Annotated in this window: 7 protein-coding genes; all 7 read right to left on the bottom strand. The window is 47.4% G+C overall.

What is annotated here, in order from left to right:
• Positions 1–126 precede the first annotated feature (126 nt).
• The 7 genes from cobO to A3729_RS16645 are packed head-to-tail and all read right to left on the bottom strand — an operon-like array spanning position 127 to position 6093.
• Positions 127–714, bottom strand: a complete 588-nt coding sequence (gene cobO, locus A3729_RS16675; RefSeq protein ID WP_068509165.1) for a cob(I)yrinic acid a,c-diamide adenosyltransferase — start codon at positions 712–714, stop codon at positions 127–129.
• On the bottom strand, positions 711–2582 hold the full coding sequence (locus A3729_RS16670) for an AAA family ATPase (RefSeq protein ID WP_231872159.1): 1872 nt from the start codon (positions 2580–2582) through the stop codon (positions 711–713). The genes cobO and A3729_RS16670 overlap by 4 nt, the downstream gene beginning before the upstream one ends.
• Positions 2582–3262: an energy-coupling factor ABC transporter ATP-binding protein gene (locus A3729_RS16665; RefSeq protein WP_068509167.1), complete on the bottom strand. Its 681-nt coding sequence runs from the start codon at positions 3260–3262 to the stop codon at positions 2582–2584. Before A3729_RS16665 ends, A3729_RS16670 begins: the two co-directional genes overlap by 1 nt.
• A gap of 7 nt (positions 3263–3269) precedes the next feature.
• Positions 3270–4064, bottom strand: coding sequence for a cobalt ECF transporter T component CbiQ (cbiQ, locus tag A3729_RS16660; protein WP_068509169.1), 795 nt, complete (start codon positions 4062–4064; stop codon positions 3270–3272).
• A 1-nt stretch (position 4065) separates the two neighbouring features.
• Positions 4066–4647 (bottom strand): hypothetical protein, encoded by a 582-nt coding sequence (locus A3729_RS16655; RefSeq protein ID WP_082865028.1) that lies wholly within the window; start codon positions 4645–4647, stop codon positions 4066–4068.
• Complete coding sequence (gene cbiM / locus A3729_RS16650) at positions 4637–5257, bottom strand: cobalt transporter CbiM (protein WP_068510544.1); 621 nt, start codon at positions 5255–5257, stop codon at positions 4637–4639. The genes A3729_RS16655 and cbiM overlap by 11 nt, the downstream gene beginning before the upstream one ends.
• A gap of 11 nt (positions 5258–5268) precedes the next feature.
• The gene (locus A3729_RS16645; protein WP_231872158.1) at positions 5269–6093 is read right to left on the bottom strand and encodes a DUF4198 domain-containing protein; all 825 of its coding nucleotides are present in this window, start codon (positions 6091–6093) and stop codon (positions 5269–5271) included.
• Between the last annotated feature and the right edge of the window lie 263 nt (positions 6094–6356).

Below are 6356 nucleotides of genomic sequence, written 5' to 3'. Positions count from 1 at the left end.
GGAAGAGAGTTTGCGCGCAATTTGGGCGCAATCTATATCTCCTTAAAGGATGATCTTTTAAGTAACTCAACAGGAACATAGCTGGGCATGAAGCCGTAGGGAGTTTAGAAGGCGATTGAACACTCATTAGAACTCGATCCCGGCTTGCGCTTTTACACCAAGACGAAAGGCATGACGCTCATCCTGAATATGGCTGATCGTATCGGCGATGTCTTCCAAGGCTTCGGGCATCTTTCGCCCCGTAATCATGACATGCTGATGTTTAGGTCTATTTTTTAGAGCTTCTAGAACCGGTTCCAATTCAAGGTATTTGTATTTAAACATGTAGCTCATTTCGTCAAAAATCAGAATATCGTACTGGGGGTCGGTTAGCAGCGATTTAGCGAGCTCCCACGCGTTCTGAGCGGCAGCTATATCTTGGTCTTTGTCTTGGGTTTCCCAGGTGAAGCCATGCCCCATTACATGCCAATCGATACGTTCATGGTCGCGGAATAGTTTGAATTCACCGGTTTCTTTTCGGCCCTTAATAAACTGAACGACCGCGGCTTTCTGACCATGCCCTACGGCTCTGGCCATCGTGCCAAAGGCGGAGCTACTTTTGCCTTTGCCATTTCCTTTCAACAAAATCAGAACGCCACGCTCTTCAGTTGCCTTGGCAATCTTTTTATCGATAATGGCCTTTTTGTGCGCCATGCGCTCTTGATGCGACTTCATGCCAAGCTACCTTTTCCTGTTGAGTTACTTAAAAGATCATCCTTTAAGGAGATATAGATTGCGCCCAAATTGCGCGCAAACTCTCTTCCACGACCACGGGGTATTGTCGCTTGCTCAGTATCCACCCATACACAGTCACCGGGTAGCCTAATTTGGCTGAGCGTTTCTCGGCTCCGACCATCAGACACTATATACGTCCGTATGTTTAGCCCTGGAAATTTCTGACTCATCGCTTCGCAATACCGAGCCGCTTCATTAACGCCTTCTATGATTGGTGTTCCACCGCCCGCTCGGAGCCCCTGCAACCAGTTCTCGATCTGTTTGGGCGCTCTCACTTTCGCCATGAGCGACAGTACTTGATTGTTACCAAAACCAAACACCGCAAGTTGCTCTCTGTTTAAGTAAGCCTCATTGGCGATCGCAGCAACAACACCTTTTGCACGTGCAAAAACGTCACCTTGTAAAGTAGAGCCCGAGGTATCAAACAAAACAACATGTAAGACTGACTGACCCAATTTTTGTTTCCGCATCTTGAGCTTATTAGGCGGCCACTCGCCAAAACTACTTAGCAGTGTGCCGAACCAATCAGGAAGTCGCCCGTCTTTGTTCGATGTTTGCCGGCCTATGGTAGAGCGCCCTTTTTGATTGGCAAACATCGAGTCTAACAATGCAGAGGGTTGGCTTATCGCACGCGCGTTTGATTTTGTGGGGATGGCATTCTCCGGTGATACAATACCGTTCATGCATTTTGGGTCCATACTCCCCCAATCACTGTCGGTACTATTTTGTTCGCCGGTATCGGCATCGCCCTTTGCGTCATTCTGGTTTGGTTGTCTATGTGAATCATCGGGTCGCTTAAATCCGGTTTCTGGAGAATCGTTGCCGGAGTTAGGATTACCGCTTCCGGAATCACCTTGAGCTGGTGGTGGCGCGTCGTGCCTACGGCGGTGGTGCAAAACCAGCTCTGAAACCGCATCAAGATCATCCAAGATGACCTCTTTTCGACCTTGCCAAGCGGCGTGCGCGCGAGCTGTTCGATACCAAACGATATCTGCTCTTAGTCCATCTACCAACGCATCTTCACAACGTTGTGCAATTTCAATTCGAATGGAGTCAGAGCATGCCACACCCTCTAAACGCTTTCTTGCTGAAACTACCTTAGCGATCAGTGCTTCTTGCTTTTCTTCATAGGCAAGAGTAAATGCTTCTGGATCGGCATCAAATGCTTCGCGCGTTTTAACGATGGCAACACGCTCTTCTACCGAGTAGCGGTTAGCTAAATCGACTGCCAAACCGAAACGGTCGTGTAACTGGGGGCGCAATTCTCCTTCATCAGGATTCATCGTGCCGATTAATAGAAACTCCGCCTTGTGTTGATGGCTGATGCCATCGCGCTCTATGTAATTGACACCACTTGCGGCGACATCCAAAAGCAGATCTACAAGATTGTCAGGCAATAGATTAACTTCATCGACGTATAGAACGCCGCCGTTGGCTTTACTTAGTAAGCCAGGTTGGAAATCTAAGGACTTGTCACTCAGCACTTTTTCCAAGTTCAGTGTACCGACCAACATCTCTTCACTCGTCCCTAAAGGCAAAGTAACAAAGGATGGTGAGTCACTGCCTAAGCGCGCATCGTCGTAAGGCAATAGACTAGCCAAAGCCCTAGCAAGGGTGGATTTTGCTGACCCTCTTGGGCCAGTGATAACGACACCGCCGATGGACGGATTGATAGCCACGAGAATAAGCGCAAGCTTGAATGAGTCTTGGCCGACCACTGCACTAAAAGGCATGTCTAATCTATCTGAATGATGCGCATAGTTCATAAAAGAGTCTCTCAAGTTTTCTTGGGCGGAAGTAAAAGCCATTAAGCAATCTCAGTTTCCGACCAAGCTTCTATTTCAATCATTCGCGCAGACTCTAAACGAATATGTCGCGTCGCGATTTTAGAAACAAACTCTTCATCATGTGAGATAACAAGCATTGCTTGCGGCAAGGACATCAAGACGTCGAGCAAGCGTTGTCTAGCTTCGTTGTCGAGCGCGTTTGTCGGTTCATCTAACAACAACACTTCTGGCTCCATGGCCAGTACCGATGCCAATGCGACCAAGCGTTTTTCGCCCCCCGAAAGCTGATGCGCAACTCGCTTCTCAAATCCTGCCATGCCAAGCGACCTAAGTGTTTGCTTGGCCTTTTCGAAGGCCCGCTCTCTGGTTTTTCCTAGATTTAGCGGGCCAAATGCCACGTCCTCTAATACAGTGGGGCAAAATAGTTGATCATCGGGGTCTTGAAATAGAAAGCCCGCCTTCGCGCGTACTTCAACAAATTCAGACTCTTGCTTTCTAAACTTGCCAAAAGCAAATACATCACCCGACTTTGCTTTTTTTAGCCCTACCAGTAAATGTAGAAACGTCGTTTTGCCCGCTCCATTCGGCCCCGTGAGCGCAACCCGATCACCCGAGTAGAGAGAGAAATCGACATGAGATAATACTTCCCCTCTTCGTGGGTAGCGGTAGCTTAAGCCTCGTGTTTCAATTAGCGCTTCCATAAAAGCCTCAAAGCAGGTTGATAAGAATTAGAGAAATCAAGAACGGAACGCAAACGATGATCAAGCAGTAATCGCGTGCGACTAACTTATCATCATCCAACAAATAGAAGCGGCCGTTGTAACCACGACACTTCATTGCCTCCATGATTCGCTCTGAACGTTCAAGTGCATGGATTAAAAGCATTCCCACTAAATAGCCAATTGAGCGCCATGTGTGCGTATCCATTCGCAGTACAAATGCCCGCGCCTGCATCGCACGTTTCATGCGTTTGTATTCCTGACCAATCACGTCGAGATAACGTACCGTAAACAGAAGCAAATGAACGAGCTTATCGGGTATACGTAACCGTGCTAAAGCATGCCCGAACGTTGTCGCATTCATGGTGCCCACAACAGCAAGTAAAGACAGAACAACGGTATTCGCTTTAACGGCAATCAATACCGCGTGGACCAATCCATTCTTACTCGCCGTCAACTCCGATATTTCGAAAAGCACATCATCTTCCCCAGAGACAGGCGTCGTAAATGGCAGCATAACAATCAGAAATATCATGAACATATCCATCGCCAGGACGCGTCTAAACGTGCGCTTGAGATTTAACTTCGCCAAGAAAACAAGAGCACACGCGATACCCAATTCGACGAGCACAACATTGAGTTCTTTCGACAACACAACAATGCAGGAAAAAACAGCCACCCAAATAATTCGGACTCGAGGATCGAACGAGTCGATCACCGAATCTTCATGCTTCAGCCTCTGCCCTTTCCACGAAGTGCCGCTGTGTTCGAGATTCTGTGGCACCTTAACTCGCCTTATTCTTTGTAGATTGATTTCGCTGCGTTAGCCAAATACCGATACCGCATAAGCCAAAGATGTAACCAATGCCACCCAAAGCATCCCGAAATGATGCTTTCTCTTTGTAGGCATTCAACTCTTTGCGCAAGGGCTTAATTTGTTTTGCGACAGCCTTTTCGATCAATGCTTGTAAGTCATTACCCACCAACATCTGTCCTCGAAGGTTTGTTTCCAGAGCGTCGGCAGATTCCACTGCCATAATCTCGCCTAAGGTATCCGATAAGTCTTCAGCGTTTAAAACTGTTTCAAACACGTGGCCTGCCCCTAGGTTCGCGTAAATATGATGATCAATCCGCTTCGTCGCTTCGAATGTAAAGAAGCCCTCCTCATCCGTTTCGACCAAAACAATTTCTTGACCCTGGAGATCACGAACCATTACCTTAGAGCCTAGTGGTGCCATCTCTCCATTGGAAAAACCTATTTCGCCCTCAACATCAACACCAATGGTATAAACGCCGCCCAGTACGTTATGCGCGACACTCTGCGAACTGACGAAAACAAGGAAGAGCAAACAAAGATTACGTATCATCCCAATCCTCCGATATACGCAGGAGCTCAGGTTTAACTTGTCGAATCAGCAAGACAGCCGCGCCGGTAACAAAACCTTCTAGGATCATAATCGGTATATGCGCCAATACGGTCGCTTGAGCCGCGAGCACAAACGCCTCTCCAGATAATGCCAGGGAGCCCGCAACTAACAATGTAGTTAGTAGAATCGCACCGGCGCCACCAATCGCGCCCCATATCGCAGCTAAATTTGTGTTCGGAGCAGAGATCCCTCTATGACATACGTAGTACATCAGCACAGCCGGTAGTGCGATATTAAATGTATTGACACCGAGGACAACGAAGCCGCCAAAGCCAAAGAAAACAGCTTGCAACAGCAAGGCAACAAGCAACGCGGGAAAAGCCGCCCAGCCAAGTGCCAGGCCAATCAAGCCGTTTAAAATAAGATGAACACTAGAAAAACCAAGTGGGAGATGGATATATGAGGCAACGAAAAACGCAGCCGATAGTACGCCGACTTGAGGTAAGTGGTCGTAATCGAGCTTCTTTAACCCGATCGCCACCCCCACTACACTAAGTACAACACCAGCTGCTAGAACCGGCGCCGCAAGCGCACCATCAACTATATGCACGTTGGCACCCTCTACTTAAGTTCATGGGCTTGCACCCAAATGACAGCGTCTTGAGACAGCTCTTTACCTTTAAATTTCTTTTGTGGCCCTACGCCCAGCGCAGCAAAACCCCATTGACCCGCCTTCGGTATCGCAAACGTGAATGTTCCGCTAGCATCGGCATAAATTGTCATCGTAATAAATGCTTCTGCAGGAACTTGAATCGTGGGATCACTAGAGAACGCATTCTTTGACATTTCAGGTAAATAGTTGATGTATTCAACTTCGATTTCCGCAAAAGGTACGGGCTTTCCGTGACTTCGCACAATGCCAGTGAAGCTTCCGCCCTCATAGATCGCGTAGGGTTTCGTAAGGGGCACGATTTCAGCTGGCAAGTTTAAGTCACTTTCCCAATCGCTTGGCAGGCTGCCTACATTGATAATGGTTTTTGCGAACTGTTGGATAAAAACATCTTCGCTTTTCTCCAAATATGGCGCCATTTCGAAGACAAAGATATTATCGCCTAAGCCTTTCAGCTTAACTGAAGACTCGTAAGAAATGCCCGTATTCTCGGCACTGGCCCAGTTACTTTCTACCAGCTTTGTGCTCAGATCTTTCTTCTTGCCTTTTTTGATGTGATAGAACGCAAGCGGCTTATCAACAGCCATCACATAACCATTGGCTGCTGGGTGGGTAAAGGGCATTCTCAATTCCACTATGCCGCCTTTGCTTCTTAATAGGTCAGGGGTATAGATCATTTGAAAATGTGCATTCGCAGTCGATGCAATCGTTAGCCATAAGCTAATTGCAACAACCCATTTGGTTAATAAGAGTAATGACTTACTATGAATTTTCAATAACTTGCTCCGCCTAGAAATAAGTATCAGCCGGAGTCGAGAAGGGAAAAAGTAATAGGATCGGAAGACATTATTACCTGATGAAGCCCTCCGCAACACCTGTATAACAGATCATCAGGTTGGTATCCGGACTCATCAGCTAGGCGCTAAACGCACCTAATCACTTCACCTTCCCACAAGTTTTAAAAGGAGCAAAACCTTTTAATTCACNNAGCCTGCCAAGCGATTGGGAAAGTGACTTAAACTTGCCAGCTGAAATCGTG

The organism is Oleiphilus sp. HI0043 (assembly GCF_001634935.1).
Note: the sequence above shows the minus strand (reverse complement) of the source record. Positions and strands in the feature narration are given on the sequence as shown.